This is a genomic window from Paenarthrobacter sp. NPDC089714, from assembly GCF_044748905.1.
GTDB lineage: Bacteria > Actinomycetota > Actinomycetes > Actinomycetales > Micrococcaceae > Arthrobacter.
On sequence record NZ_JBIVGX010000001.1, the window covers coordinates 651013 to 677411 of the forward strand.

The 26399-nt window shown below is 61.7% G+C and carries 33 protein-coding genes; 4 read left to right on the forward strand and 29 right to left on the reverse strand.

Annotation, left to right across the window (positions count from 1 at the left end; translation table 11 throughout):
• Nucleotides 1-77: 77 nt before the first annotated feature.
• The gene (locus tag ACIPY3_RS03075; protein ID WP_400329938.1) at nt 78-332 is read left to right on the forward strand and encodes a DUF3263 domain-containing protein; all 255 of its coding nucleotides are present in this window, start codon (nt 78-80) and stop codon (nt 330-332) included.
• Here ACIPY3_RS03075 and ACIPY3_RS03080 read toward each other — a convergent pair.
• Entirely contained in the window at nt 300-683 is a 384-nt protein-coding gene (locus ACIPY3_RS03080; RefSeq protein ID WP_400329941.1) for a hypothetical protein, read from the reverse strand. The genes ACIPY3_RS03075 and ACIPY3_RS03080 overlap by 33 nt on opposite strands.
• 46 nt (nt 684-729) lie before the next feature.
• Between ACIPY3_RS03080 and ACIPY3_RS03085 the strand changes: the two genes are divergently transcribed.
• Both ACIPY3_RS03085 and ACIPY3_RS03090 read left to right on the forward strand, forming a co-directional pair.
• Nucleotides 730-876, forward strand: coding sequence for a hypothetical protein (locus tag ACIPY3_RS03085; RefSeq protein ID WP_400329944.1), 147 nt, complete (start codon nt 730-732; stop codon nt 874-876).
• On the forward strand, nt 873-1688 hold the full coding sequence (locus tag ACIPY3_RS03090; protein ID WP_400329947.1) for a hypothetical protein: 816 nt from the start codon (nt 873-875) through the stop codon (nt 1686-1688). The genes ACIPY3_RS03085 and ACIPY3_RS03090 overlap by 4 nt, the downstream gene beginning before the upstream one ends.
• Nucleotides 1689-2054: 366 nt before the next feature.
• Here the strand turns inward: ACIPY3_RS03090 and ACIPY3_RS03095 are convergent, their stop codons facing one another.
• Nucleotides 2055-3257 (reverse strand): hypothetical protein, encoded by a 1203-nt coding sequence (locus ACIPY3_RS03095; RefSeq protein ID WP_400329949.1) that lies wholly within the window; start codon nt 3255-3257, stop codon nt 2055-2057.
• Nucleotides 3258-3945: 688 nt separating this feature from the next.
• Complete coding sequence (locus ACIPY3_RS03100) at nt 3946-5214, reverse strand: hypothetical protein (RefSeq protein ID WP_400329952.1); 1269 nt, start codon at nt 5212-5214, stop codon at nt 3946-3948.
• Between the two features lie 130 nt (nt 5215-5344).
• On the opposite strand from ACIPY3_RS03100, the gene ACIPY3_RS03105 reads away from it, so the two are divergent.
• Nucleotides 5345-5467, forward strand: a complete 123-nt coding sequence (locus ACIPY3_RS03105; RefSeq protein WP_400329955.1) for a hypothetical protein — start codon at nt 5345-5347, stop codon at nt 5465-5467.
• A gap of 57 nt (nt 5468-5524) precedes the next feature.
• Here the strand turns inward: ACIPY3_RS03105 and ACIPY3_RS03110 are convergent, their stop codons facing one another.
• The 26 genes from ACIPY3_RS03110 to ACIPY3_RS03235 form a co-directional block, all read right to left on the reverse strand.
• The gene (locus tag ACIPY3_RS03110) at nt 5525-5818 is read right to left on the reverse strand and encodes a hypothetical protein (RefSeq protein WP_400329958.1); all 294 of its coding nucleotides are present in this window, start codon (nt 5816-5818) and stop codon (nt 5525-5527) included.
• Between the two features lie 2 nt (nt 5819-5820).
• Entirely contained in the window at nt 5821-6699 is an 879-nt protein-coding gene (locus tag ACIPY3_RS03115; RefSeq protein ID WP_400329961.1) for a M23 family metallopeptidase, read from the reverse strand.
• A complete protein-coding gene (locus tag ACIPY3_RS03120) occupies nt 6696-7409 on the reverse strand; it encodes a hypothetical protein (RefSeq protein WP_400329964.1) in 714 nt (237 codons plus the stop codon). The genes ACIPY3_RS03115 and ACIPY3_RS03120 overlap by 4 nt, the downstream gene beginning before the upstream one ends.
• A complete protein-coding gene (locus ACIPY3_RS03125) occupies nt 7393-7680 on the reverse strand; it encodes a hypothetical protein (protein WP_400329967.1) in 288 nt (95 codons plus the stop codon). Before ACIPY3_RS03125 ends, ACIPY3_RS03120 begins: the two co-directional genes overlap by 17 nt.
• A 23-nt stretch (nt 7681-7703) precedes the next feature.
• Nucleotides 7704-9329: a hypothetical protein gene (locus tag ACIPY3_RS03130; protein ID WP_400329969.1), complete on the reverse strand. Its 1626-nt coding sequence runs from the start codon at nt 9327-9329 to the stop codon at nt 7704-7706.
• Nucleotides 9329-9802 carry a hypothetical protein gene (locus ACIPY3_RS03135; protein WP_400329972.1) on the reverse strand — a complete coding sequence of 158 codons (474 nt, stop codon included), beginning with the start codon at nt 9800-9802 and terminating at the stop codon, nt 9329-9331. Before ACIPY3_RS03135 ends, ACIPY3_RS03130 begins: the two co-directional genes overlap by 1 nt.
• Nucleotides 9803-9951: 149 nt before the next feature.
• Nucleotides 9952-10740 (reverse strand): hypothetical protein, encoded by a 789-nt coding sequence (locus tag ACIPY3_RS03140; RefSeq protein ID WP_400329975.1) that lies wholly within the window; start codon nt 10738-10740, stop codon nt 9952-9954.
• Nucleotide 10741: 1 nt separating this feature from the next.
• The gene (locus tag ACIPY3_RS03145) at nt 10742-11821 is read right to left on the reverse strand and encodes a hypothetical protein (RefSeq protein ID WP_400329978.1); all 1080 of its coding nucleotides are present in this window, start codon (nt 11819-11821) and stop codon (nt 10742-10744) included.
• 8 nt (nt 11822-11829) lie between these two features.
• The gene (locus ACIPY3_RS03150) at nt 11830-12606 is read right to left on the reverse strand and encodes a hypothetical protein (protein ID WP_400329980.1); all 777 of its coding nucleotides are present in this window, start codon (nt 12604-12606) and stop codon (nt 11830-11832) included.
• Nucleotides 12599-15427 carry a hypothetical protein gene (locus tag ACIPY3_RS03155; RefSeq protein WP_400329982.1) on the reverse strand — a complete coding sequence of 943 codons (2829 nt, stop codon included), beginning with the start codon at nt 15425-15427 and terminating at the stop codon, nt 12599-12601. Before ACIPY3_RS03155 ends, ACIPY3_RS03150 begins: the two co-directional genes overlap by 8 nt.
• Nucleotides 15428-15437: 10 nt before the next feature.
• Nucleotides 15438-15734, reverse strand: a complete 297-nt coding sequence (locus ACIPY3_RS03160; RefSeq protein ID WP_400329985.1) for a hypothetical protein — start codon at nt 15732-15734, stop codon at nt 15438-15440.
• A 77-nt stretch (nt 15735-15811) separates the two neighbouring features.
• A complete protein-coding gene (locus tag ACIPY3_RS03165) occupies nt 15812-16123 on the reverse strand; it encodes a hypothetical protein (protein ID WP_400329988.1) in 312 nt (103 codons plus the stop codon).
• A 94-nt stretch (nt 16124-16217) separates the two neighbouring features.
• Nucleotides 16218-17048 carry an IPT/TIG domain-containing protein gene (locus tag ACIPY3_RS03170; protein ID WP_400329991.1) on the reverse strand — a complete coding sequence of 277 codons (831 nt, stop codon included), beginning with the start codon at nt 17046-17048 and terminating at the stop codon, nt 16218-16220.
• Nucleotides 17049-17114: 66 nt separating this feature from the next.
• The gene (locus ACIPY3_RS03175; RefSeq protein ID WP_400329994.1) at nt 17115-17540 is read right to left on the reverse strand and encodes a hypothetical protein; all 426 of its coding nucleotides are present in this window, start codon (nt 17538-17540) and stop codon (nt 17115-17117) included.
• The gene (locus ACIPY3_RS03180) at nt 17533-17814 is read right to left on the reverse strand and encodes an HK97 gp10 family phage protein (protein ID WP_400329997.1); all 282 of its coding nucleotides are present in this window, start codon (nt 17812-17814) and stop codon (nt 17533-17535) included. The genes ACIPY3_RS03175 and ACIPY3_RS03180 overlap by 8 nt, the downstream gene beginning before the upstream one ends.
• Entirely contained in the window at nt 17814-18164 is a 351-nt protein-coding gene (locus ACIPY3_RS03185; RefSeq protein WP_400330000.1) for a hypothetical protein, read from the reverse strand. Before ACIPY3_RS03185 ends, ACIPY3_RS03180 begins: the two co-directional genes overlap by 1 nt.
• Nucleotides 18164-18595 carry a Gp19/Gp15/Gp42 family protein gene (locus ACIPY3_RS03190; RefSeq protein WP_400330002.1) on the reverse strand — a complete coding sequence of 144 codons (432 nt, stop codon included), beginning with the start codon at nt 18593-18595 and terminating at the stop codon, nt 18164-18166. The genes ACIPY3_RS03185 and ACIPY3_RS03190 overlap by 1 nt, the downstream gene beginning before the upstream one ends.
• A 14-nt stretch (nt 18596-18609) precedes the next feature.
• Nucleotides 18610-18975 (reverse strand): hypothetical protein, encoded by a 366-nt coding sequence (locus tag ACIPY3_RS03195; RefSeq protein WP_400330005.1) that lies wholly within the window; start codon nt 18973-18975, stop codon nt 18610-18612.
• Between the two features lie 3 nt (nt 18976-18978).
• Entirely contained in the window at nt 18979-19887 is a 909-nt protein-coding gene (locus tag ACIPY3_RS03200) for a hypothetical protein (protein ID WP_400330008.1), read from the reverse strand.
• A 16-nt stretch (nt 19888-19903) separates the two neighbouring features.
• Nucleotides 19904-20263, reverse strand: coding sequence for a capsid cement protein (locus tag ACIPY3_RS03205; RefSeq protein ID WP_400330010.1), 360 nt, complete (start codon nt 20261-20263; stop codon nt 19904-19906).
• A gap of 2 nt (nt 20264-20265) precedes the next feature.
• Nucleotides 20266-21540, reverse strand: a complete 1275-nt coding sequence (locus ACIPY3_RS03210; RefSeq protein ID WP_400330013.1) for a head maturation protease, ClpP-related — start codon at nt 21538-21540, stop codon at nt 20266-20268.
• Nucleotides 21537-22853 carry a hypothetical protein gene (locus tag ACIPY3_RS03215; protein WP_400330016.1) on the reverse strand — a complete coding sequence of 439 codons (1317 nt, stop codon included), beginning with the start codon at nt 22851-22853 and terminating at the stop codon, nt 21537-21539. The genes ACIPY3_RS03210 and ACIPY3_RS03215 overlap by 4 nt, the downstream gene beginning before the upstream one ends.
• An 18-nt stretch (nt 22854-22871) precedes the next feature.
• Nucleotides 22872-24665 carry a terminase large subunit domain-containing protein gene (locus ACIPY3_RS03220; RefSeq protein ID WP_400330019.1) on the reverse strand — a complete coding sequence of 598 codons (1794 nt, stop codon included), beginning with the start codon at nt 24663-24665 and terminating at the stop codon, nt 22872-22874.
• Entirely contained in the window at nt 24619-25284 is a 666-nt protein-coding gene (locus ACIPY3_RS03225; RefSeq protein ID WP_400330022.1) for a P27 family phage terminase small subunit, read from the reverse strand. Before ACIPY3_RS03225 ends, ACIPY3_RS03220 begins: the two co-directional genes overlap by 47 nt.
• Nucleotides 25281-25679 (reverse strand): hypothetical protein, encoded by a 399-nt coding sequence (locus ACIPY3_RS03230; RefSeq protein WP_400330025.1) that lies wholly within the window; start codon nt 25677-25679, stop codon nt 25281-25283. Before ACIPY3_RS03230 ends, ACIPY3_RS03225 begins: the two co-directional genes overlap by 4 nt.
• Nucleotides 25680-26252, reverse strand: a complete 573-nt coding sequence (locus ACIPY3_RS03235; protein ID WP_400330028.1) for a hypothetical protein — start codon at nt 26250-26252, stop codon at nt 25680-25682.
• Between the last annotated feature and the right edge of the window lie 147 nt (nt 26253-26399).

The following is a 26399-nucleotide window of genomic DNA, read 5'->3' on the forward strand; positions in this document are numbered from 1 at the left end:
AAGACAGTCACTCTCTTGACGGTCTTTGATTTCACCTCGTGCGCTTTGATGTCTTACCCACCCCGTATTCTTCCCGGATGCTCTCAGACCACGAAAAGGCCATGATCGACCTCGCCGGGGAACAGTTCAAGTACGCTGGCTCTCTCGACTCCGCTGCAATGGATCGCTTTGGCATGACGCCGACCAAATACCGGCAGGAAATCAATCGGCTTATCCGAACAGAATCCGCCGCTTACAAGCCGGCAGTAGTCGCTCGACTTAACCGGGCACGCCGGCCTCAGGCACGAACAGTGAGCCGCTTAGCTGGGGTCACTCAGAATCCCAGAATGTAGTCCCGACTCGGCAGCTGCGCGATGCAACACCCTGCTGCAGTAGGCGGCTAGGTGTATCCACACATCCTCCGGCCTAGCTGCGGCCCGCGCCTGGATCTCCCGAACCAGCGACGTCGGCGTCTTCGGATTGGACACCACGCGCCCTAAGATTCGTGGATCATCGAAGCTGGCCGCCCAAGTCAGATGCTCCACTGTGACACCATGCCTGCCCAGCACCCCAAAAACGACCTCGTAGTGCGCGTCGAGGGTTATCAGCGCCTCCAGCACCTCCGGCTTGATAGCAGCCCGGGAGAGGACCGTGCAGGCGGCCCGCCAGTCACCAGCCAAGGCTTCGGTTTCGTACTCATCCATGCGGGCAGCGTACGCCCAAGCACCGACACCGAAATAGAATCAATCCGTGGAAGTAACCCTGACCATCAAAAACGAAGAAGGCGACATCGGGCATGTGACTGCCACCGGCGCCGACTATGACGCCGCGCATGCCGCAGCCTTGGCGCTAATCCCCGAGGATTGCAAGTCAATAGTCATCAGGACTGCCGAATGAAGCTGGAACCGGGCGCCGCCCTGTACATCGCGGAGTTTACGAAGTCCGGCACCTGGTTAGTGTGGCCGGAGGACAACGAACGTTCCGACATCACCAACCTAATCAGACTGTTGACTGACTGCGTGGACGAAGCCGCCGTCGCCCTGACCCTGTTCGAGGACGCCCGAATAAAGGACCAGGCCCTACATGCATCCTGGGATGCGCGCTGGGAAGCAAGGGTGGCCAAGGAGCGGGAACTGCAGGACCAGTACGACATGGAGATACCTGCGGGGTTGTCTGTCAGGGAAGAGATGAAGCTCTCAGACGCGAACCGCGAACGGGCGACTCTCGAAACAAAGCATTGGCAGTGGCAGCAAGGTGAATGGCCCAACCACTATCAACGGCTCCTTTCGTCGATTCATGCACGCACGTTCATCTACGCCTTTGACACTTTGGCTGGCGCACTACAGCAGCTACTCAAAGTGTCCGGCATTCCAGCAAAGGTCAAGGAAGCGGATCAGGAGTTCAGGAAGGCCTTTCCAGATCTGCGAGCTGTGCGAAATGCTGCGCACCACAACGAGGAGTTTGCCCAGGGTAAGTCCTTCGGAAAGAGGATCGACCTGAAGGCCGTCAAAACGCCCCTCATTGAAACCCAGCCGGGGATCATGGTCTCCGAACTGCTGACTGACAACCTCTACAGTCGTACGACGGCCGACGGGGGCGTGGGCGAAGTCCCCGTAAGCTCAGAGGCCCTTGGATTCGCCAAGCTCATCGTCCAGTCAGTCATTGACTCTCTGGAGTGGGAAGGCTCTCCGGAGCGCCTGCCTCGCTAAAGCGCGCTTGACAGGCTCTGAGAGTGCAATTGGCAAGCAGACTTACATACGACAGTTGTTGTCATAGCGCAAGTCAAATTACTCGAAACGGTGGAGGGCGGGTTATCTTCGCTCCATGGGGCTTGAAAGTACAACAGAAGGTGAACCGCCGGTAAATCAGACCTGCGACCACTGCAACGTGACTGTCACCAACGACGGTGCCAACTGGAAGCGCGAAATCGGCATGTGGTTCTGCCCGAGCTGCAAGAGCAACTACTGGCACGGTGCACCAAGAACATAACGACAAGAGGCCCCCACTCTCTCGCTAGAGTGGGGGCCTTAAGTCGGAACTGAAGGCTGGGATATGTGAGGAGTTATGCCTCCTGGCTAGCCACGATCAGAGTATGGTGCGTCGTTCCTGACGCCCGATCCGTTGATCACATTGATGTAGACGTACTTACCTGAGCCCAGTGATGTGTTCCCCAGTTTCGCGGTCACAGATTCCAGTCGGGGATTCATTCCACGCTGCGTGCCGTAGCTGGCGTTGTAGCTGGTCGCGGCAACAGTCTTATCGAAGGTTCGTCCGTAAGCATCAGTCCATTTGACCTGGATGCTCCCACCGCTCAAATTTTGACCGGTAACGAGTACATCTCCGTTGCCGTAGAAAATTGAGTCCGTGATTACCGGTGTCATGCTTCCGGCCCTCATCTGGTCCAGCATTGGTGCCCAAGTGCCTCTGCAGGTGTAGAACGGGTCCCACATATAGGAGATAACCTTCACGGGATAGTTGCCGATTTGCTGCAACTGGCGGTCATGCCGCGCTTTCGTGCTCTGGCCACGATAGTTGGCATCACACTGGTTTTGGCTTGTGCCCGGCGCCATGCCTTCCATGTTGGCCCACAACTCGGCTCCGGTACCTTCAACGCCTTCAGACATTGCGAGGAAGAAGTCACGAGTCGAGGCGGTGTATTTTTCGGACCAGGTACCGCTGCCGACAATTGAGGCAGCGTAGGGGTCCACGCTGGTGCCGGCTTCGTGGCCGAAGAAAGATCCACCGTTTCCCGTCCCCATGCCGTCCTGAGGCGCTATGGCCAGACGTACACCATTAGCAGTCCCGGCGATCTTTCGGACGGCTGCGCGGGCGTTGTCAGGGGTAAGGCGTCCCGGAGTATCTTTGCGTGCCGCGATGTAGGGACTCACCAGTGCGGCGCGGCCCGGCTGGTACTTGGCAATTGCTGCGTTCTGAAGGCTGTAGAGGGCAAGGGTTGAGTCCCAAAAGCCTCCATCTGCGACGGGCATTTCCGTGTAGTGATAGTAGCCGGCGAGGCCTGGCACGTTGTTCACTTTTGCTTGGAGTTGCAGGAAGCGGTTCGTGAAAGCACTGAAGGTCGATTGGTACGAAAAGTCCACCGCGTAAGTGAGGTCTGTCCGCTTCACGGGTGCGGGCATGCCGACATACAACTTCATCCCAAGGGCAGTTGCCGCCTTGGCTACGGACACAGATATTGAATTGGTTCCGCTGGTGATGACGACAATGTCATAGGTGCCATCGGACGAGTTGCAGCCAGTTCCCTGAGTAGGAATGACCATGACTGTGTAAACGGCCGTGCCACTGGTTACGGTCTTATCGCGGGGGCATGAAAGTGCAGGCGCACCCCATGAGTTCCCGTCTGAGTAGCTGAAGTATCGGTTGACCTTGACCCCGGACGCCGCCGCAGTCGCACAGTTGACACCGGAGATGGAACATCCCGCTGGGACTGAGGCAAGCGTCGAAGGTTTAAGGTAAGCCCCGAACGTGATTACGGTATCCCCGCCGACGGATTTAATATCCGTCAATTTGGCGGTGTTTGCGGCGTCACTCGTGCTGCCGAATATCCAGTATCCACTAACGGGGTACACGGGGGTTGGTGCCGCTTGAGCAACGGGGCCTTGAATGCATCCGATGATCAATACGAACGCAGCGAATAGAGCGGCGGCGAAATGCCGAAGGTTGGTGGGATGAGTGGAGGACGCTCTGGTCCTGAATTTTTCCACAGTGGATCCTTGGGCTCGTAGGGTGAGACCTTGGACCTATGGAGAAAGAATGACGGGCAGGGAACTCAAACTCAAGGACTTGACAGGAATCTTCATAACCGACACAAGATCGCAAACAGTCTGGACTTAATTGACAAGTCCCTGTGGCGCCTTCATGGCCGGCCGCCGGTGTGGCATTAGGTACATCCGGGCGGCCAGCCGATACATCAGGCACAGAATGGTGCCCTTGATTGGAAAATCCCCTCTATGAAGCCCGAAGATCCCGGACCAGAGGGCGCTTCACATCCCATGAACCAAGCCCGATGGCCTCAATCGAGGCTCCCGATTCCAGCCGAACACTGATGCTCTGCGTAGAGGTACCTGCGGGCAACTCAACGTACTTGAAGTATCCGATGCCGCGGTAGGGCGAGAAGTGGAGTCCCTGCTGAGTGAGGGATTCATGACTTGATCCCTTAGCCGCGACGCTGAAGACCATGCCCTTTGTGCTCGCGGCGGCAGAGTTCTGGACATCAAATGCTATTCGGAGTTCACTTCCTCCGCTCCACTTGACCCATGTAACGGACTCACTCAGCTCGCGCTCACCCCAGGAATCGCCATCTTCGACGTGCCAGTCTGGGAAAGCCAAGCGACGCGCTTCGCCCTCAACGGGAGGGAAGTAGGTCGTCGCAGGTGCAGGTATCTCTGCGGTAGATTTCAGAAACTGAACCATGAAAGGAGTCGGCTGAACACTGTGGCCTTCGTTCCGCGACGTCAGATGAAGCGAAACGGAACCAACAGAATCAGAGTGGTCCGCAAGGGACTGCACTCGATCCACAAACTCCAACGTTTCCTGGAAGGCGCTATCTCCCCGGTTGGTAACGATCGTCAATGGGGGTAATGCGCCAGTTGACACCATCCGCTCGTAGACATTGGTTCGTTCCGGATGTTCTTCGGCGAGGCTAGTCAGAGATCGCCCATGAAGGGCCATTTTCTCTACATCCACCAAGGCGTCCTTGTCCGGATACAGCAGGAGGTCCAGCTGCGGAACCTCTGCAACGGCCCGTGCAACCTTGAGTTCAGCCGCAACCATCAAAGCGCCAAACCCGCCCATCGAACTGCCATAAAGAACAACATCCGCGACCGAGATGCCGCGTCGATCGCAGAACTCCCTAATGAATGCCGCGAGTTCGGACACGATGTCCTCTTCTGAACTGGCGAACCAAGAGGCGGCTAGTTCCGGGGCGGAGTTCAACATAGGGTCACTCAGTGAGAGGACGTCCCAGCCCGGGAAGCCCGCCGCCCAGGACCAACGCGGATAAAACGGCGCTTGTGGAGGGGCGTCTTTCCTCTGGGCCGACGGCAAGAAGCAGAGGAGCTTCGTTGGTGCCGCCGCAAAATGCCCGAAGGCCTCTATGCCAAGACCACGCGTTGTCTCAGCCGTGATAACCCGCTCTCTAGAAGAGAACTCAAGGTCACGAGAAACGTCAGAAAGTGTGAGGGTTGCGTCCATAGCGGCCGCGATCTTATTCGACATACTTGTCGCCTATGCTTGAAGGGTCTACTCGGTGGCCATGCTACCAACGAGTACCTGGCATCATGCCACTCGTGACCCAGGTTGCCACCGATAGAACAGGCGTCAACAGCGATGCTGCTAGTCTGAGTGGATGACTACGTCACAGCCAGAATCTGAGCGCTCAGAAGTGGAGTCCGAAGCGGATCGGCTGATCCACGACATGCCGGAAGACGAACTGAATGTCAGCGCATGGGAGTTCCGACCGGAGACCTGAGCCGCACCAGCAAACGACAAAAGGGCCCCACCTCCATAAGGAGATGGGGCCTTTTGCTTACCGATTGTCCTCGGGGGCGAGTATCGGCAGGTACTTGCGGAGCCAGTCGTTAACACCGGGCACGGCGAGGACTCGTGTCACCAGCGCCGTAAGTGCCGCGATGGCCACGAGGATGCCGTTGAGCGCCGGAAACACCCAGGAGGGCAGGTACACCTCATAGGGCTTCAGTGCTTCGACAGTCGCCAAGAGCACGCCGTTGAGCAGCGGCACCAGCGCGACAACTGCGAAGAAGGTGCGAAGGACTGCGGAGCGCGGATTACGCTCCTGAGTGGACAATGCGTGATCAGCCATGACTAGCCTTCCTGCTTGGTCTGGAGGGTGAACTCGACGCCGTCTGCCAGCTTCTCGGCTACGCCGTCAACGATCTCTCCCACGGTCTTGCCTTGGGAGTTCGCGGCAATGGCCACCATGGCTTGGATGGTGGCGCCGGCGGGCCGCTTTTCAAACTCCCCGGGAGTCACACTGTCCAAAGCTGCTTCTGCTGCTCGACGCCCAGCGCGGATGTCACCAGCCAGTTCTCCTTCGGGCTTGTAGCCGGACTTGCCGGGTCCAACGGTGTCCCAGAGGTAATTCACTCGCTCGGCGGTGAGATTGTCCCGGGCGCGGTCTGTGTCGGTGTACATGTCGTCCTCTTCCTGGTTTCGGTTGATGGTGCCGGCAGGTCCGAGCGCGGCCCCGCCTTTCATATATGGGTTGGGGTCACTGCAGCCGTAAGTGACGGTTGCGTAGTTGTAGGGCCGGAACATCAGGAAGAAGTGCAGATGCCTTCCAAATGAATATCCAGTGTTTCCCTTGATGGCGATTTGCTGCCCGGCCCTGACCGCATCGCCGGTCTTGACCTTGAAGGACGCAAGGTGTCCGTATCCGGTGTCAGCGATGAACGTGGCGCCGCCTGCCTTGTGCCCGATGATGATTACGTTGCCGGCGCTGGAATCGACGTTGTCGTTTCGATTGAAGTCCGGATTTAGGTACCACTGGTTTGGCCAACCCAGATTTCGGCTATCCCCTGCGTAAAGCACGATGCCGTCTGCTGCTGCGTAGACCTCGGGGTAGACGTTTACGCCGTCGGTGTATCCGTAGTCCTGTCCAGCGTGGGGATAGCCGTCTGGTTGGGGGTTGCCGTAATACTGAGTGACAGGCCCGCGGCTGGGCCGAGCAAGGATGAGGGTCATGAGGTACCTCCGGTCTTCGGCGCAGACGTGGCGGCGCACGTATATGTAGTGGATCCGGGTGGGTTCGGCGTGCAGGTCTGTTGCCGGCCGTCCTGATCGGTGAAGGTGAACGACGACGGCGGAGCCCCGTCCTTGCCGTCCACACCATTGGTTCCGTTCGCGCCAGCAGAACCGGCGGGTCCTGCTGGACCTATGGGGCCTTGTTCGCCTTGTGGCCCGGCCGGTCCTGGAACTGTGGAGTTGGCCCCGTCTACGCCGTTCGCGCCCGCAGCCCCATCCGGTCCGGTGGTCCCGACGTCACCCTTCTCGCCCTTTGGCCCGGCTTCGCCTTGCGGCCCCTGGATGCCTTGCGGGCCTGGGACGCCCTGAATACCTTGGATTCCCTGCGGTCCCTGGGTAGGTTCGGTGGCGGCCTTCTCCAAGTTGCGGCAGGTCTCGCTCGCCGCGGCAGTCTGGTCCGCTGACTTGCACAGCGCATCCGTTGCCGCCTGCGCCAGGTTCTGCTTCTCCTGCGCCTGTTCCGCGCCGTACTGGGCATTAACCACAGCCAGGCGGTGGTTGTCGAACGCCAACCATCCAGCCACAGCCACGACGGCGAGGAGAAGTAGGACGCTGAACGCAAGCCAGAGCTTCCAGCGCTTATCTGACTTCCGGGACCTTGCGGCAGCTCTCTGTGCCGCGGCAAGCTGCTCGTCACTCTGTGTCGTCATGTTCATCCTCTGGCCATTCGGCGGGATCCGGTTGGATGTCGTTGGCGATCAACTGTTCCCGCCACTTGCCAGCGGCCGCCTTGATTCGGGAGTTGTACCGGGAGAGAGCTTTGACCCTCTTCAGGAGTTCCGCGATTCGGGCTGTCAGGAGTGCTTCCACTGCGACCTCCCGCTTTTCGCGTTTCTTGTCTGCCCGGTCGATGAGTCTCCAGACGCCGCCGCCGCAGACCGCGAGGCCTCCGACGATGGCGGTGATGAGCGCTGGCTCCACACGTGTTTCCGTCCTGTCATCTGCTAGTTCACGAAGCCCTTGGCAGTGATGAGCGGCGCGGCGAAGAACCGACCGATCGCATCCGCGATTTCCTTGCGGAAGTGGGTGGTGTCTCCCGGAAGGAAGACCGAGGGCGGTGCTTCCTTGTTCGCGATCGCCGCAGTGTCTGCCGCTGTCGGGGTGATTCCCGCATCCGTGAGGGCTGGACCGATCAGGTACTCCATCACCGAATAGAAGTTGCCGGGGAACAGCAGTTTCATCATCGTGATGAGGTCCCAGATTCGGTTGTAGCCGACGGTGCCGGTCTTCTCGTTGAGGTTCAGTGTCGGGCCGAAGAACAGGACGCGCTTCTCACCGGCGGGCAAGTAGTCGAGCACCTTGCGGTGGTTCGCGATGATGTGGTCCGCGGTGACGCCTTCCAGTCCGGTTACGACGAAATCCCAGTCGTTGCGGGCCGCCCAAAATGTAAACGGGGTGGTCTTCACGAGGTTCTGGCCGCTGATGAACTGAGTGGAACCGGCAACGGCCAAAGCGGTTCCGGAGTTGGTGCGCGTGAATGTCCAGGTCTTGGTCGAGAACGTGAAGGCCAGCGTGCCCGGGACCCCGGCCAAAGAACCTGCGTAGGAGCGATCCCGCGGGATGAAGGACTTGAACTTCGTCACCACGGACACGGCCCCGGACGCCGGGATGCTGCCACCATTCACGGTGAAGTAGAGCTGGTGCACTCCCATGCGAATCAACACCTCATCGGTGGTATCTCCAGAGCGACCACGGTTGTTCACCGTCGTGCCTGTCAGGACCGTGCCGGCGCGGGCGGGCCATGCCTCCGAAGCCAGCCAGGAACCTCCGACGCCGCCGCCTTCAGTCAGTGAGTCGCCCCACGCATCGTAAACCGTCCGGGACGGTGTCACCGGCGCGTCTGTCGACCACTGTTGAAAGGTGTTGCTGAGGCTGATGCGCCGCGAGATGATCGGGCCTGTCGCGCTCCACTCGGTCAGCACCTGAACCGTTACGCCGTTAGCTACCGAGATCCGGCGGACGTCGATATCGAACGGGTTCACAACTCCTGGGTTGTTCAGGGTGCTTGTGGCGATGATAGACGTCTCGGTACGGTGCTTGCCGGGCGAGAGGGTGTTCAGGTCCTGCCCGCTGGCGATCACCGAGCTTTGGGCGGCTGTCGTTTCCCACGCGGTGAAGGACCCGTTGACGTTCTGGATACGGGACCACATGCGGCCAGGGTTTGCCGTCGCGTACTCGATGGCTACCTGAGCGACTCGGCCAGGGGCGACGGGCATCACATCGATGATGCCGGCGAAGCCGGGGTTAGCCGGTACTGGCGGCAGGTTGGTCATCGTGGCAGCGTTCGTGAAGCTGTCCACCCGGTACTGCCGCATATCAACGACGGTGTTCCAGTCCGTGCCATTGGGAACAGTTAGTGGCCTGTTGACGATGTTCCAGTTGGCGATGTCGTAGGTGGCGCCCGAGGTGAAGCCGACTTTCGCAGCCACAACATCACCGTTGGGGGAGATGACGGTCTGCCCAGCCAGATATGGCGTGTTGGCCTTCCAGGACGATGCGTCACCCGGAGGGCCCTGCACGCCCTGGGACCCGCGAATGTTCGCGATCAGCGACCATTTCCAAGTAGCCATTAGGACTTACTCCATTCGTAGAGATTCCCGGTATTGAGCGGGTTAGCCGGGTCGCTCGGATCGTCTTTGAGCCACAGCGTGAAAGGCCGCGGACTGTCCGGGGGAGTGAGAGAGACATAGACCATGCGGGTGTTCTTCGGCGGGCGGCCGAGGAGGTCCGATAGGGCACCGCCGGTGAGAGGGACCTGCACTTGCCAGTCGGGGAAGTTGAACCCACCGAAGGTCCGGGGGACAACCGACTTCACCCAACGGATCTGGAGCGTGTACCAAGCGTCACCGAGCATGTCCACAGTGGATGCCAAGTCACCTGTCCATAAGCCGCTGGCCGCAGGCGTGATGATGACTGGCTCCTGCGGGAAAATGACCCCGTTTTCTTTCATCTGCGGGGCATTCAGCGTGAAGATCAGCTGAGGAAACTTCCCTGAAAAGCTCGCACCCAGGATGTCCTTGATGTTCCCGTTCACTGTTGCCATAGAGGCCTCCTAGGCATGAAAAAAGCCCCGGAGCGCGGGGCTTGGTGTATTAATCTGTCGTGTCGCCCGATAAACATCGCCAAGGACAACACAGCGGCAGTGGCATCCTTTGCAAGCCGGGAGCTCCGCACGGAATACAACACCGTCCGCTAAGTAACCCGCCAGAGTCGCCCACTGCCGTCGATATAGACGTTCGACGTAACACCGGTCTTGTCCGGCAGCCCATCCAACTTGATTGTGGGCGCCGCCAGTTCGATGCGAACTGAGCTGGCCAAAAGCATGCCAAGCAATGACGTCGAGGACACTGAACCATTCGGAAAGTTCAGGGTCCCGCCGCCCGCCCCGGTGTTTTCCAGTGTCAAACCGCCGAGCCTAATGACCTTTCCCTCGGCTACGGTCAGATCGTTGTTGAGATTGGCGGGGCCGTTGATGTCCAGGCTTCCGTCCGATTCCAAATCACCTTCGGAGGAGATGGTGAACAACCCGAATGTTGCCGATCCGTCCGGGTTGATTGTTGCCGAACCGCTGGTGATTTTCCCGTCTGGGTCGATTTCCATCGTTCCGAACTTTGCCGAGCCGTCAGGCCGGAGTTCGATGTTGCCGGCCTTGAAAAGGCCGCCGGATGCTATTTCGAGGTCATTCAGGACTGTCATTACGCCTGAGACATCCACTGTCCCGGAAACGTCCAGCGGGCCGGAGATAACGACGTCACCGATGAAGGTGACCAGACCGGAAGCGATCAGTCGGCCGATTACCTCGGCAGTGCCTGTGACAACCAATCCACCGTTCTCGATGGTGATCACGCCGCCGCTGTGGACGCGGAGCCCGGAGCGCCCGATAGCCATGTTGTTCTGGTTCGAGGCGAATTCAAGCTGCCGGATCCGCTGCACAAGCCTCTGGATGACAGGGTCATTCTCCAGATTCCGGACCTGCGTCACGTCAGCCTCCCTGCTGTTGTAGTTGAAGGTCCACGCTTTCCCGCGTAAACGTGAACCCGAGCAGCCGCCAGTCGCTCCAGCCGTTAGGAACGTAGAAGGCGTCTGCGAGGTTTACGCGCACGGTTCCCCCCAGTAGCAAGTCAGAGACTGCGACGGCCCCGTCTGGGCGGATGCTAAGGCTGAGCTGCTCGGTTGGTTCGTTCCCTGCCTCGACATCAGCCCTCGCCCTGGCCGCGAGCTGGTCACGGTTTTTGATGCCCGAATATGACTCAACCCGCTCCAAGGCTGGAAAGTCCGACGTCGCGAAAGACTCTTCCGCTTTCACGAGGATGTCTTCGCCGCTGCCCTCCCCGGTGCCGATCACCTTGTTAGCGACGTTGGCGCCGGATCCGGATTCTTTGATGCCGATGACATCGGTTTTGCGGGTGGTGGCGTCCCATTCCCAGTAACCGCTGACCAAGTTTCCGGATCGCATGGCCCACTGGAACCCGAAATCGGGGCCCCATTGCGGCGGGAAGTCCAGGTCCGGGCCACCGTCAGTTTTGATCAGCTCATCCAGGACATCAGCGACTGTTGGGAAGTTGTACCCATAGTATTCGCGGACGTCAGGGCCGGGCAGGTCCGCCTCCCAGATAATGGGCAGATCGTAGCGGGCCAGCGGGGCCGCGTCCATGCCCTCTTGGATCGCTTTCTTGGCGATGGTGGCCAGATGGCCCGTGAAGACCAGCGGCGGCAGCTTCTCCACGCCGGCGCCGTGCATCGCGAGCACGTGCCTGGCTTTCCAGATCCACCAGATATCGGCCAGCTGGACTTCCAGTACGCCGGTGAACAGGTCCCGGTTGGTGTCAACGATCAGCCCTGCGTACACCGGGACACCAGCCCACTCAACGACCAGCGCCCTCCGCAGCTTGGCCATGGTCACCGGAGTGACAACCTCTCGCACTTTCGCGTTCTTAGTTAGGAACGTTGCCGCCCCTTGCGAAGTAGCGTTCAGCTGCCTGCCGCCGGAGAAGGTGTCCGCCGGCACTTCAATCCGGTCCTTCCAGGTGGAAGTGCTGACGGAGTAGACCTTCCAGGACACATGGCCTCCTAGATGTAGGTGTCAGTCAGGGTAAGCGTGGCTGTGGCCACGCCGCCTGGGCTGGCCGGAACCACGGAGAGCGTGGTGTCCGCGTTCGAGGGGAGCTGAGGCGTGTTGGTTACGCCCAGGCCGTGGTGCATCACCACACCGTTGATCCTGAGCCGGCCGTCCTCGTAATCGATGGTGTGCGGCGAAGCGAACCACAAAGGCTGCGTCACGACGAAGGGCTGGCCCATGAAATTGAGCGTGTACCCCGCGGCGCTGGTCCCTTGCACCTGGATGGACGGTGTGGCCGGGTAGTTGCCGCGGTTGATGATCCCTGCAGCGGCCGAGGCTTGCGTGGCCACGTACTGCGTGGTGTGCCCGTACTTGCGAGGGTCCGGGCACCAGAGCGTGAGGTGGTAATCAGATTTGGTGGTCCCATGGATCGGATCCACGTCAACGTCGTCAACGTAGGCATCCGCCCACTGCGTCATGCCACCCTTCGCTACCTCGACCCTCACCAAGGAACCGTCAGCCCCGAGGCCTGTGAGCTGAAGGCCTTCACGCTCTCTCTCCGGGATGCTCTGCGCAAGGATCTTCCCGGTGATGGTCACCGGCCGGGAGTCCGGATACCGGGGCAAGGAGTAGGAGCCGGGACCCTGCGGGTGCGCTTTCTGATCGCCTCGCAGCGGCACCCGGTCATCCCACCCGTCCAGCCCATCCTTGACAACGGTCAGCGGCCCAAGATCAGGGCGGCCAAACACCTGCAGGCCGCCGATATTGATCAGGAGCTCATCAGACACGTTCTCTCCTCAGTTTGTAGTTGAGCTGGTTATCGAAGGCCCGCGCCACGGCCTGAGGTGTCATCTGGTCGCGGATCGGCATGGTCACATGGACCGTTGCCCCGTTCCCCGCCCAGCCGCCACCAGACGCCGATTGCTGGCCTCCGGAGCGACTTCCCGCCGTGGCAGGCTCGCCTGTCAGGCTAGCGGCCGTCATGATGGTGCTCGCGGCGGCCTGCACCTTGTTCTGCTCGCTGACCATGCCTTCGGCAAAGTCCCCGGCCAGTGCCTTTCCGGAGTGGGTGGTGTACCCGCGCCCGGAGAACGGGCCGCGCTTGGCAGGGGAGAACGGGAAGAAGTCCCGCACCCCTTCGAGCACGCCGCCCACTGCGTCACCGATAGCCCCTGCTGCGCCGGTGATGCCGTCGATGAAGCCTTGGATGAGGGATTTACCGGACTCCAGCAGGAGCCCGCCGATATCCCCCAATGCCTTCAGCACGGAGTCACCGATGCCGCCGAAGAACCCCAGCAGGTCAGCCAGCATCCCTTGGGCGCCGGTGATGATGGAGTTCCACGAGGTCACGACGTAATTGACGATCCCGGTGAAGGCCGAGGTGAAGAACCCCACCAAGGCATTTAGCCCGTTCAGGACCACGGAGATGACCAGCTGGATCGCGCCCGAGATGACGCTGATGATCAGGTTGAAGACCCCACCGATGATGTTCAGGATCCCGGACCAGACCTGCGCCCAGTTCCCGGAGATGATCCCGGTGACTACCTCGATGATCCCTTGGACGATCTGCATTGCCGCGGTGATGATGCTCACGATGACGCCGAAGACGGTCACCACAATGGGCATCAGTGCCTGGATGATGGGAATCAGCAGGCTTGCAAGGGTTGTCACCAGCGGCGCGATGGCCGAAACGATGTTCCCGATGATCGAGACCAGCGGGGGCATGATCGCCGTGATCAGCTGCATGAAGATCGGTGCCAGCTGCGAAAGCAAGGTGGACACCAGCGGGATGATCGCGGCCAGCAGGCTCATCACCACCGGCACGATGGCCGCCAGGATGGTCTGGAACAGCGTGAACAGATCAGTCACGAAGGGCATCATGCTGACGAAGTTGCCTGCCAGCATGGTGACCAGCTGCTGCACCAAAGGGGTCAGCTGGACCATGGCCTGCGTGAGCATGGCACCCACCACAGTGGCTAGGCTGCTGAGCAGTGCCACGATCTGCGGCAGGACCGGCTGCAGAGCCTCGAAGATCAGCCCAATGGGGGAGAACGCCGAGAGGAACTGCAGCACCGTTGGTGCAAGGCCACCGAAGATCGCCCCGAACTGCTGGAACAGTGGCCCAAGAAGCCCGGTGACCGTCCGGAGTCCGTTGGCCAGCATCTCCATGAAACCGGGGAACCCGTTGGAGGTAATGCTGTCGTCGTTATCCGCCCAGGCAGCCCCGAAGGCCCGGATCCCGCCGGTGAACTCGGTGATGAATCCACTGAGCCTAGGGAACATACCGGCCAGGCCGCCGTCACCCAGCCTGTTCACCATGTTCTGGATCGTGGGCAGGATGCTGGTGTTGATGAAGCCGTAGACCTTGGTCAACGTGGGAAGGAACAGACCACCAATGGAGGTGGTGATGTTCTTCCACCCGGCGGCCGCGCGCTGCTGCTGCCCGGCGAGCGTGTCGTTCTCCTTGGCGAAGTTGCCCTGCGCGTCAGCGGTCTGCTTCATGATCAGCGACAGGGTGGCCGCTTGCTGGGCGTTGTTCTCGAAAGCGCCATCGACCTTCTTGAAGCCCAGTGCAGCGGCTTCGGCGTCGATCTTGGCTTGGTTCAGGGAAACGCCGTAGCGCTCGATGGGGTCCCGTTCGCCCTTCAGGGCCGAGGACAGTGCCTCGATGGCTTCACGCGAGGTTCCACCGAACATTGAGGAAAGGTCAGCACCCAGACCGATGAGCTGGTTGGTTTTCGGTGCCAGCTCATCCATGGCGGTGCCGCCGTTTTTGAGCTGAGAACCAATGAGCGTGCCGAGTTCGTTGAACTCGTTCTGAGTCAGGCCCACGCTGTTCTGCGCCTCGGTGGACCACTTCAGCATCTCCGAGGCGTTGCCCTTGAAGACGGACTGGATCGCCCCGGCGGACTGCTCCAGGTCGCCAGCGCCCTTCACAGCACCGGAGAAGAAGTCCTTGACCGTATCGAAGGCGAACACGCCAGCGAGGGCACCCATGGCGCCCTTGAAGCCTGCGCTGAACGCCCCGCCGGACTTCTTGCCGGCATCCTCGGCTGAGGACTTGGCAGCACTGCCTGCATCATCCACGGAGCTGCGCACGGTGGAGGAGAGACGCTGCTTCAGGGTCTGCCAGCCGCGGGCGAACCGGTTGGCGGACTGCTCGCCGGATCCTCCGGCGTCGTTGGTCGCGTCAGCCAGTTTGGCTTGTGCGTCCTTCAGCTGGTCCGTGGACTGCTTCGTTTTGGTCTGCGCGTCCACGAGCTTCCGCTGCGCAGTGGCGAGGCGCTCCTCGGCGGCGATGGCCCGGGAGCTGGTTTCCCCGCCCTTGGCCCGCGCCTCCGCCAGCGCGGCTTCTGCCACGCGGACCTTGCCTGCTGCGTCCTGCTCAGCGAGGCGGGCACTGGAGAGTGCTTTGGATCCGGAAGCGACCTGGGCGTTGAGCTTCTTGATCAGTGCTTGGCCCGGGTCGCCGGCGCCGACGTTGAAAGCGGAGTTGAAGCTCCTACCACCCTCGCGGCCAGCGCCAGACATTTCCGCGTTGGTCTTGCTGCGGAAACCCCGGAACGTAGGGAAGATGGCTACCTGGCCGGATCCAACCTCGGAAGTCATCAGCCCTCCTCTATGTGCGTAGTTGACCGAAGGCGCTGCTCTGCTTCAGTTCTGCTGTCAGTTGCTCGCGTTCTTCGGTGGTGACCTTTTCTGCCTCTGGCGTTTCCTGCGCGTCCCACGGCCATGGAAGCCTCAGCGGGGCATCCCCCTTGGAGGACAGCGCGTTGTGGACCTTGGTGAGCAGCAAGGCGCCGTAGAAGCTCTCCCGGTCCATGGCGAAGGACCAGCCGCTCATGGACGCGAACAGGTGCGAGCCCATTTCCGTGCGGAGCCGGTTCACCAGGTCAATTGCTTCGCGGTAGCCCACAGAGTCACCGACGTCAGCCAGGGAGACGTGGAAGCGGTGGCGGAAATCGTAGGTCAGTGCGGGGCGGTGCTCCTCGATTACTTCAAGGAGCGCTGCAATTCCCCCATGGTGGCCTGCACCTTGTCCTCGAACACCTTGAAGAACTCGACCATGATTTCGGTGGTCTCCATGATGTCGAGCTCATCGATCGTTGCCACCGTTTCGGTGCCGCCGATTTCGTCCACTATCAGGAAGAACGCGTCCATCTGATCGAGGCTGCCGAACTGGCGCAGGAGCTTGGTCTTGAAACGCAGCGGGAGAGAGATTTCGCCCTCAGTGGTCTGGCAAACAAGCTTGTCCTCGACCACGAGGAAGCGGGGCTTCTCAGCTGCTGCTTTGCGGGTAGTCATGATGTGCTCTCACTATCCGATGGGTGGTGATGGGTTGGTGCTGCGGTCCTGCGCCCACCCATCACGGAGCGCAGGACCGCAGGTAGAGAGGCGACTAGGAGTCGCGGGTGTAGGGGAACGCCGCCGAGGCGCCCACGGAGTTCGTGACGACGACGTTTGCCGCGCCAGCCGCGCCGGCGGGCAGAACCGCGGTCAGCTCGGTGTTGGAGACCACATCGAAGTCGGACACTGCCGTGCCGCCGATGGTGACAGCCGTGGTGGTCGCGAAGCCGGTACCAGTGATGGTCACCAGCTCGCCCGTTCCAGCAGGGTCCGGGGTGCCCTTCACCGCGGTGATGCTGGCGGCCGTAACGGATGCCAGGGCCGGGATCAGCCACTCACCGAAGTGTTCGTTGTTCACGAGCGGGGAGCGGTGGATGGTCAGGGTGACTTCGTAGCCGAGGACGTTGCCGCGCTCGTTCTTGTCTTCCTTGACCGTCTTGATACTGACCTTCGGAGCCCAGCGGCGGCGGATAACGCCGTTCTTGAAAATTTCCTCCGTGAACACCGAGTACTGCACGGCGTGTCCGCCGGCGTCGACGGTCATGTAGCCGTTCTCGTCGGCGGTCTTGCCGCGGGTGATGGAACGGACAATCTCGTCCGTCTGGGCCAGCTTCAGGACCAGCTCAGCGGTGGCGATACCGGTAGGCAGGGAGTAGCCGTCCTGCCAGAACACGATGGGATCGCCATCCGGCTCCAGGGTCCACTCGAAACCGCCGTCCTCCGTGAGAAGACCGGGAACTTTGTAGTCCGGGTCAAGGACGAAGGAGCGGGACGCGCCCGCCGCCGGCGTCGGCCCAACAGTGCCGTCTGGTGCGAAGCCGATGTGACCGGTTACCGGTACACCAACGGCAGAAACATCGTTGCCGAGTTCATCAGCAGCCATTATTTGCCTCCAAATAGAAAAACCATCCACAGGCGTGAATGGCTGGTTGATTGGTTTGGGTAGTGCTTAGGGGTAGGGGTCTCCCACAACGGACAGGTCGAAAGTCATGTACCGGCGGGGCTGCCCAGATTCCTCAGTCACTTTGTAGGGGCCGGTGGCGTTGATGACCCTGGCGACTGGGTTGCCGGGCTCAGGCCCTGCGCAGTTGGCCACGATCATGAAGACCAGATTGGCCAGCTCGGCGGCCTGCTGGCCTTGCGTGGGGTCATCACCGGCCAGCACGGTGATTCCGACACTGGGTTCCTTGGTGATGATGGATGTGGTTGGGCCGCTGTCGTCCCGGACAACCACAGTCTTTGGCCGGGCAGGGTTAGGGAACTGGTTGCTGACAAACACGTTTTGAGTGATCGGGGCGCCGATGGTGGCCAGCTCTGCGCGGATCCGGGCGGTCAGGTACAGCTCCAAGTCGCTGAACAGGACCCGGCTACCCACCCCTTTTCACCTGATTCAAAGCCCTGGCGAGGTTCCCGGTTTTGGATTCAATAAGCAAGGACTTCGAATCCTTGGCTACCACCAACGCGACATTGCGGCGGCCCCGCTCCACAACTTCAACGCTGATGCCGTCGGCATAATCGTTCGTGTTTCTAGGAGCGGTTGCTCGTGCCGTCGAGGCGACCTCGTTAGCGACATCGGAACAAAGGTCAGTGACCTCGGCAGACTTGCCCAACCGTTCAAAGAAGGCGTCGTTGTACTCCACACCTGCCATCAGCCCACCACCTTCTTTACACGGAACTCCACACCTGGATTCCAGCCCGTCAGAGCGTTCTTCCAATCGGCGACTTCACCTTCGACCTCCCATAAGCCCGAGCGGGCGCGGATGCGATCGAAAGGAAGTACGTCGATTCCTGGCGGTCCGTAGAGGCTCATCGATGTCGTGACCGTGTTTCGATCCGAGGCCAGTGATTCATTGCTGCTAGACGGGGCGATGGCGACACCGACGAGGTCAATGGTGGCTGGGTCTGACCATTCGCGAACGGTTTGTTCTCCCGAGAAGGGATCTTCGGCGAGCGCCGCACGCTCTCGTTGGACGGTTTCGCCGTTCGGTAGGGGGAACATCAGTCTCTGCCTTCCGGCCATTCGAAGAGGTTCTCGTACCTGCCTGATGGTGGAGCGTGGAATTGTGGAAGGGCGGTTCGTCGCCCTTCTATGACTTCCACCATCCAGTCTTCGATGTTCGCGGGGTTTGTGCTGCCGGCTTGCAGCGTCGCTGAGCGCGACATCGGGCCGACGGATTCTGAGAAGGACTTTGCGCCTCGGACGGGTGGGCCGTCTACAGCGCTGAGCACCATCTGCACCACGACATCGGAGACATCCTCAGCGGTCAGTCGGTCGTCGGGGTTGGTGATGCGCTGGTCAACGTCCTGCCAGCGCCGTCGGATGGCCCGCGAGGCCATGCCCAGGTAATACTCTGCCCGGGGCCGTTCCGCAGCGGTGAGTGGGCGCCACGCCTGTTCCAGCGTCTCAAGCTCAGCCAGATCCTCGGCCATGACGCCCACCCCCTCTACTTGGTTGCTGCTGTCTTGCCGGCAGCGGTCTTGGCGTCCGCTGCGGCTTTCGCGTCAGCGGCGACTTTCGCGTCGGCCGCGGCCTTCGCATCTGCAGCTGCCTTGGCATCGGCGGTGGCCTTCGCCTCGGCTGCAGCTTTCGCGGCGGCCGCCTTGGCGGCTTCCGACTCTTCCGCGGGTGCGGGCTTGACCCTTTCGATGCGGCCGAGCTCCTCGAGCTTGTCCAAGAGGTCCTGATCGACGCCGTCGGGGATGATGTCCCCGCGGTCCACGAAGCGTGCGATCCGGTTGCCGTCAGCGGGGCCGACAGACACTTTCACCACCGGGGCCTTGGCCTTATAGGTTGCCTTGATTTCAGCCATTGCTTAGGCCCCCGTTCCGGTCAAGTGGAACCCGGCGAGCGGGTTCGCTACGACAGGCACATGCGGGTTGCGTGCCTGGATGCGGGTCTTGTCCGACTTCTCACGGAAGGACGCGATCTCCACGCCCGTGTCACCGCCCACCGGGCGGTACTCGGGGGAGGGGATCTTCTCCCGGCCAATGCCGCCGAGGCGGCGGCGGTCAACAAAGAGCGGATCGGAGAACTCGTCGTCATCACTGGCAACCCAAGTCAGGCCCCCGATGGTGGGGAAGGCGCCCGTGACTGCGGTGTTGTCGTTGTCAGGCAGGACGTCCAGCAACTCAGGGATAACCTCAGCGTGCTGTTCCCCGTTCAACACCACGGTGTCCAGGGCATATCCCAGCTTCAGCCGGCGGGCAGCAGCCTGGACACGCAAAGCGTCTTTGAGGATCTGCTTGCCGTTCGTCCAAGCCGCTCCCGCGGTGAGCGTCTGGGTGATGGCAGACATGATGACGCCGAGAGCCAGCTCATTGGCACTGAAGACCAGCTCCGTCTGCAGGAACAGCATGGCCTCATCGATGGGGCGGCGCAGGCTGCGACCAATTTCCTCATCGGTGATTTCGGTGGCAATGCCGTCCTTCTGGGCAGTGTAGATTTCGTACTGCTCGGCGCTCAGCGGCGTGAGCTTGTACTCAGCACCCGGGGCGACCTTTTCTGCGCCACGGTCGGTGCGGATCTTCTCGTTCACCGGAACCGCGATGGCCCCGCCTTGGATGTCGTATCGTCCCTGCAGGAGGAACAGCCCGAGGAACTGCTGAGCCGTCAGGATTTCACCAAGCCGGCGGGCCAGCTGCGTGGGGCTCTGAGTGAATGCGATCAGCTCGGTCGCAGTCGCCTGCGATACCTGGCTTGGGGTGAGGGGGTAAGTCCTCATCTAGCTACCGTCCCTTCTAGAGTTCGAGAGCCTCAACGGCAGCGCCGTCAGCGGCCGATGTGAGCGCGATGTAGTACGCCGTGCCGGCGGCCAAGGTGCGGACCTTGCCCGCGCCGGCTACTTCCAGCCGCTGGCCGCGGGTGACGGCCCCGGAAGCCGTGAGCAGGTGGACCGTCTTGTTGATCTCGACGGTTACCTTGTCGCCGACGGCGGCGTCATGACCGGCGACGCCGATGACCTTGGTGGAGGCAGCTCCCGCAGGAGCCACCGAACGGTCAGACGCGCCGACCTCGACCGGGTGACCGCCGGTGACGGCGGTAGTGACCCCGAAGGTCACGGTCTGGCCGGGGCGGAACAGGGGCAGGTACTGACCCATAATCAGGACTCCTTCGGGAAGATGTGGTCGTAAGCGCGGGCTTCGTCCGTGGAGTCCTCCACGCCGCCCGTGTAGCCCACCGTGTTTACCGGGACCAGACCCGGTTCAAGGGAGGCGAGGGTGTCAGCCATGCCCGGATCCGCCTCAATGGAGTTGAGCCAGTGATCACGGCGGGCCGGGGGGATGCGGCCGTCCTGCACGGCGGCGTTGACGAGCGCGTTGCGTTCGTCCGCCAGCTGCTGCTGACGGGCCAGACGGCCATCGTCAGCGGCGTTGCGCAGCTCCTGATACTGGGCTGCGTCCAGTACGACCGTTCCGGGCGCGTGGGCGGCTGCTGCGGTTGCTGGGGCCTCTTCGGCCTCCTGCTCTTCGAGTGCCTCATCCAAGGCTTCGAGCAGCTGGTCTTCGTCGAGTTCCGTGTCAGCCCGGATGCCGAGCCGTTCACGAAGCCCCTGGTTCAGTTTTGCCGACATAGTGCCGGTTCCTTTCTCTTCGGGGGTGATGGTGTCCTTCGGCTCGGCCGGAGGTTTCTGGATGGTCTTCTCGACCATGTGGGCCGCCGCTGCGAGCGCTGAGCCGTTGACCAGGCTGAGCTGGGGGCGGCGTTCGCGGTGGCTGTTGACTGCCGGTGCCGGCGCGTTTTGGCGTCCGGCGTGGGCAAAGATGGAGAGGTCGAAGCGGTTGCTTGCGTCCTCGGTCTCGGGTTTCTTGGCGATTTTGGCGACGCGGTCAGCGAGCCCGGCGGTAACGGCTTCATCGGCCGTGTACCAGGTCTCTGCTTTCATGGCCTCGCGCCATTCGTCTTCGGTGCCGCCCGCTCGTTCGGCGTAGATCTCGGCGATGGTTCCGGAGATCCGGTCAAGGTCTCCGGCGACTTTCTGCAGCGTTTCGGCGTTGCCGTAGGCGAATGACCAGGCCTCGTGGATCATCAGCTCGGATCCTTGGCCCATGACCACCTCGTCGGCGGCCTGGATGATGAACGAGGCAGCGGAGGCTGCCAGCCCGTCCACGGTGGCCACGACGGTGGCCTTGTGCCGGCGGAGGGCGTTCATGATGGCGACGCCGTCATAGACCGAACCGCCGGGGGAGTTGACGTAGAGGTTGATCGTGGAGACGTCCAGTTCGGACAGTTCGCGGACGAACCGGGACGCGCTCACGCCCCACCAGCTGTCGATCATCTCGTAGATGTAGAGGTCCGCCGTGTCGGTCTCGGTAGAGGCTTCCATCCGGTACCAGGGCCCTGACGCTGCGGAGGGCTTGAGCATTTGAAGTGTCATGTTGTCTCCGTTGCGGTTCGGGGGAGTGGTTCCCGTGCGGTGGCTTCATCGAAGCCGGGCAGGCCATAGACCGTGCGCAGGAAGTCGTCCAGCTTCTGGTCTGCTTTGATCGCCCCGCAGTCGATGAGCATCTTTATCGCCTCGGCCGTGGGCGCGTGCCGGGAGCCGATTTCTTCGAAGACCAACTTGGGGGCTGGTTCGTTGGCTCCCCAGTTGACGTCCACGATGTCTTCGATGATGTGCTGGGTGGCGGTGTCGGCGATCTGCATCGCTAGGGTCTGCAGCGAGAGAGTGAAGAAGTCCGCGAAGGTCGATCCCAGCGCCCAGGAACCTGTCTCGGTGCCGAGGTTCAGGAAGTGCGCGAGGACGGCCCGGGCGATCTGTTCGTCGTAATAGCGGATCGGTACGTCAGCATCCGGCAAGGTGCCGGTGACGCCTTTCAGTTCCAGATCGGCCCCGTTTGGTGCAGCGCCGCCGGAGTTGTCGCCGGAGCGGATGCCCTTGGCGAGTTTCAGGCCCGCTTCGATTTCCTTGTTCTCCCGCGCAACCCGGTCTTCCCCCGTTACTGAATCCGGGAGCTTGGACGCCTTATAGAACGGGACGCCCATGCCTTGCCGGTCCAGCGTCTGGGCCTGAACGCGCAGCGCCCGATCCTTCAGCAGCCAGTTCTTGTACGCGGGCCGCAGGATGGACTGGCCGAGCCAGTTGCCGCCCTCCCGGTCGTTGACGTAAACAACCAGCCGCTCCACGCCCATCGGCTCTTTGGCGTTGTGCTGATGGATGGCCACCAATCCGCCATCCGGTGCCACGTCGATGCGGGAAAGCGTCTTGGGTGGGCGCCATGCCAGCTTCCGAAGTCGGGCTTGGCCGGCTTCGTCGATGCGGTACTGCTGCTCGAAGACCGAGTGGCCGAAGGGGAGCATCAGCAGGGCGAGCCTCAGATGCTCGGACCAGGAGAACCGGTCACGGGTCCGGATCACCGGACTGTTCTCGGCTCCGACCAGGGGAAGTCCAAGATCGTCGGCAACCCTTTGTGCGACCTCGGGGCGGCAGCCGTTCGGGTCGATCCGCCATTTGGTGCGGCGGATGGGCAAGGTCATGGCCCGCAGAACGGAGGTGATCTGGGCGTCTTGGCGGCGCATCCGGTCGTAAACCTCGACGTTGTGAGGCCACCGCAGTTCCGGCGTTTCCTCGACGTCAAGATCAGACCACCACTCACTGGCTGTCGTAGCGTAGCCAACTTCCGTGACGGGAGCCGCTGTGACGGGTTCGGCTTTGTTCTTGCGCGAGCTTGCCGATTTGAACCACTTCACCAAGGCGTACTCCTTTCATCAAAAGCCCATGTGGGCCACGTTGTCTTCGACGTAGGTGGATTCCTCGGTCGTCACCGCAGCTGGTGGCGGCGGCGGAGGCGGCGGTTCGATCACCCGGCGGCTCATCAGCCACTTGGCTGCGATGAAGGCCATAAGCGGGGCGATCTCCGCCGGGGACGCGTTGCGGTCCGGCAGGGCAGCGCCGCCGCTGAAAATCTTCAGAACGGCTACGGCGGCCGCCGTGTCCAGGGGTGGCTGCGGGTTATGCCTCACGGTCCCATCACGCACAGCGTCAAAGACATCGGCCCAGCCGCTTGTGAGGTCGCTTCCGGACCACTCGACAACCGGGATGGTGAATTCTTCGTCAGCGTCGAGATCCTCCATCAGCGGGGAGATCGGTGCGCCTCTGGACTGACCGGCAACCGCCTTGATCCTGCCCTGGCGCTTGTCGTCCATAAGCCATTCCTTGACCCAGTCCGAGCCGGGCCGGGCGGTCACTATTTCGACCTGGTACTTTCCGTCTGCCCTGAAGCCGCCAAAGGCGATGTAGGTCATGGACCTGTCATGGGATTGATCCACGCCCGCCCAGACAGGTGAGCCCGGGATGATCCGGTCCTCCTCGGCGACTGTTACGGTGCCGTCGTCGAGTTTGACCAGCTCGTTTTTGCCCTTGTCCCACGCCCCCGGGGGGAACGGCCCCAGTAGGGTGCCTTCTGACCATTGACAACCGACCTCGGTGCGGAAGACCCATTCGGGGTCAGTGCGGCAGGCCGCTGCGATGGTGCGCTCGGTGAAGCCCGGGTTCCAGTTCAGCGAGGGATTGGCCTGTGCCCAGCCTTGACGGTCACGCTTGTCTGTTCCCGGGGCCATGGACCATTCCCACAGACCCAGGGTGTCTTCGTCCTGTTCGAACTCGGCCAGCTCGTCATCGTCGATGTCGTCAAGATCGCCCTCAACCAGATCAGCGACGTCGAGCGCCGTCGGCCCTGCAGCTCCGATTTCCTCACAGATGCCGTCCGGATCCCCGATGGCCTCGTGGGCCATCTTCCGCAGGTACTTCAGGACGATCGAGGTCATATCGCCGGCGTTGGACAGGGCAAGAATCAGGGCCTCGGCTTGCGCCATGGTCGTCTTGGTGATCGCGCCCCAAGCTTCCCAGTTCTGATGCTCACGCAGCTCGTCAAGCATGATCAGGTTGCCGGTGAAGCCGCGGCCAGCGCGACGGTTGGCTGCCTTGACCTTGTACCGGCTGCCTGCCTTCAGCTCAAGGGCCTTTTTGCCGTTAACCTTCACGACGCGCTTGAGGAGCTTGGATAGTTCCTCGTCCTCTTCCACGAGGTCTACAGCGCCCTGCCAGACTTCCTCAGCGGTTTCGAGATCCTGCGCAGTACCCATGACCAGGGGCCAGCCCCAGACGATCATGAACCACAGCGCCAGCACCTGTGACAGCGTGCTCTTGCCGTTCTGGCGGGCGATCAGGACGACCGCCGTGCGGAACCTCAAAGAACCATCCGGGAGCAGTTCCAGCATCCGGCACAGCAGCACCTTCTGCCACGGGTACAGATCCACGCCCAGGACGTCCCGGGCGAAGTCGATGACGTCATAGCCAAGTGTCGTTTCCGGGGTCAGTGCCCGCAGCGGAGGGGTGCAGATACGCGGTTCGGCGTACCCGTAGATCTTCTTGCGCTTAGCCCCGGACTGATCCGGTTCAGGAACGTGGCAGATCTGGCGGTAGTAGTCGCCCGGGTCTACCGCGTTCGGTCCACTAACCGGAGCGGCGTGCCCTGGCGCGATCTTGGAGGTCTGAGACACTGGCTACCCCCGGCTTGGATTCTTTGGCCGGCTTTTCGTCCTCAGCTGGTGCAGGGACAGGAACTCCGACACCCGGGATCGAGGCCGGTGTTACCTGCAGCTCGGCGCAGGCTTTCAGATATTGGGGAACGGTCGTGGTCATGGCCTTCTGAAGGGCTTCCATGCTGTCCCGCTGGGCTTCGTCGATCATCCACGCCAGCGTCTTCAGCGCAGCCACGGGGCCAGCGAAGCGCGCCCCGTGCAGGTGCTTGGCCTCGGTGATGGTCCGGGCGGTCGCGTCGGAGATGTAGCCGCTCTTCCTGGTCGGCTTCACGAGAGGGGCGAACCGGTCGCCCCACACTCGGATCTGCTCGGCCGTGGATCGCTCAACGGCGAGCGCGGGGTGAGGGATGACCTTGCCCCGGGTGTCGGTGACAACCATGCCTTCGTCTTCGATCCGGCCACGGGCTTCGCGTAGGCGGGCGGTGAGGGTGCAGTAGGTTTCCAGTGCGACCCGGTCAACCTTTCCCACGAGGTCATTGCTGGCGACGATTTCGCGCCACACGTCCGCAACGGGTTTGGGCAGGTGGTCGGGGGCCTCGACCGGCTCAAGGGCGTCGGATGGTTTGCGTTTGGTCATAGGTTCAACTCCCCGATCTTCATCTTGCCGACGTCGAGCGGCTTTGTGGCCAGGCGACCGATGGTGATCGAGTGCAACGGGCGGGCCTCAATGGCGGGCCATTCGGAGACGGTCCGGGGACGCAGCCGGGCCACCAGGTCTGACAGTTGCCGTCGGGACTTCCGCCAGTCGATCAGCAGGGCGATGTCGGAGACGCTCATTGCCGGGTAGTCGGCCAGAACGTCCCGTACGGCCGGTTCGGCGTCCTCGGATGCCGAGGGCCGATAGTAGCTGTCCCTGGCCCCCGGGCGCAGCGCTCGGCGTACGGCGTTCCGCGACGCCCCGCGGTCCCGGCTTATCCCTCGGATGGATTCGCCGCTCTTGTGTGCTGCTTGTAAGGCTTGACGGTCGTGCATTTAGAAGTAGCCGACGACTGCCGGTTCTTTGCTTGTCAGGACGAGAGGCGCGAGCGCTTCCATTTCGCTGTGGTTCACGCTGGCGGGTATGTAGATGCGGTCAAAGCTGTAGTTGTTCCGAGTTCCCCGGGTCGCCAGGAACCGGATGAATCCTCCGCCGCGGAAGTCGATCCCGGCCCTGCCGTTGACCTTACTGACCCTTTTGACCTCAACGTCATCGCCTAGGGCTTCAAGGAAGCTTTCGACCAGTTCCTGCGCGGCCTCGCGGTCGAAGGCGAAAACGCCGATGCGCGATCCACCCGCCGCCCAAGCAATGACGTCCTGGATGGGCGGCCCAACCTTTGGCTTCGGGCGTCCGGCCCCGGTCAGCTCATCACCCACTGCAGTGGCGAAGTCTTTGAGGCGGTCGGCCAGTTCAGCTTCATCGACGCGGACACGTGCGGTGATGGAGACGTTGCCGACTGTATGGATCTTCTCGCTCACGACAGGCAACTCGATTTCGCCAATGTCGGACGGTTCGCCGTCGCCGATACGGGCGGAAATGACCAGTGTGAGATTGCCAGCAATTGCCATGTTCAAACCGACCTTTCGGGTAAGATAATGGGTCCGTTTTCCCCGCCAATTCAACGATCTAGGGGCAATTCCACGCGGCGCGACCCCGGGGGGAGAGGGAGGTGCAGGCGGGGAGTGTCCGGGGCGGCGGCGGGCTGGATTTTTTGG